Annotated in this window: 1 protein-coding gene; it reads right to left on the reverse strand. The window is 68.2% G+C overall.

Annotated features, from left to right (window positions below; all coding sequences use genetic code 11):
- Positions 1 to 31: 31 nt before the first annotated feature.
- Positions 32 to 787 carry a hypothetical protein gene (locus tag LOY02_RS11605; protein WP_317182519.1) on the reverse strand — a complete coding sequence of 252 codons (756 nt, stop codon included), beginning with the start codon at positions 785 to 787 and terminating at the stop codon, positions 32 to 34.
- Positions 788 to 1,214: the final 427 nt, after the last annotated feature.

Below are 1,214 nucleotides of genomic sequence, written 5' to 3' on the forward strand. Positions count from 1 at the left end.
CTCCCGGCAGTCGAGTGGCCCCGAACGGCTGTCAGGCGGACCGATAGCGACGGGCGACATCCCGCTGCTCCGCAAGCTCGAGGGCATGCCGGGAGAAGAACCTCGGCTCGGCGCCCGTCAAGGACAGCTCCTCGATGGGGAAGGCGAGGGCCTCGGCAAAGCGCAGCACGGTCGCGCGCCGGGCCTCGGTGCTTGCCATGTCCCGTTTCCAGATCTCGATGACGAGCCAGCCATCGTCCTCCAGCCCCCTCCGCCTCCAGCCGTCCCGCCGCTGCTGCGCGCGACCGGCGTGGAAGGCCTCGCCCTGGTACTCCCCAACGACCCTCACGAGCCTGCCATCGACCTCGAACTCCCACACGAGATCACCAACGCCGAGAAGGACGGACGGGTCCCATGATGCGTAGATGGGGTGATTCAGCTTTGGCTCGGGAAGGCCGCTTCGGACAAGCATGAGCCGCGCCAGCGTCTCGCGGGGAGAAGCGGACCCCACACGAATTGACTCATAGGCCTCGAGAAGGGCTACCTTGCCGCGCGGCCTGACGCGGATCGACAGCCGCCGCAGCAGCCCCGCCCGGTTGCCTTGGACCGAGGCGACGGCGTCGCCCGCGACGACCAGATCGTCGACTCCCATGGGCTTTCCGCGTCCGACGAGCTCGCCCAGATCCACCCACGTGTCCGCGAGCCCGACAACCTGGAGTCCTTCGACGTCGACGACCTCGCGTGGGTGCAGTGCGCGGTGGCCTGCTACTCCTGGACGCCGAATGCGCTGGCAGTCGATCGGTCGCACGACGTGGAGTCGGTTGTCGTCCTCAACCGCATAGGAGAGCGGTATGCCGTGCAGCTGCGCAGCCGTGACATGGGAGAACGCCGCCGTGTCCGGCAGCGCCGCTGCCAGCGCCCGCGCACGCTCGATCAGGGTCTCCGGTCGGTGTAGCGCTCTGACCCCGTGAGTGGGATGACAGAGCACGTGCGCGTTGAGCTGTTGGCGGGTGAGGCCGAGCTGGCGACCAGCCCTCAGGCTGAATGGCTGGGATGGATAGTCAGTCGATAGTTCAGTCATCCCAGAGACGCTCGCGCGTGCTGGTGCCCTGCGCACGCGCCGACGAGGAGACTGTGGATAGCTGCCCTTCTCCAGGAGGGATGTGGACACTGCGGCGTTCGGGGCCACTCGACGAAGGCGGGGCCGGCGTTCGGGGCCACTCGACGAAGGCGGG

The organism is Intrasporangium sp. (assembly GCF_032907665.1).
Lineage (GTDB): Bacteria > Actinomycetota > Actinomycetes > Actinomycetales > Dermatophilaceae > Intrasporangium.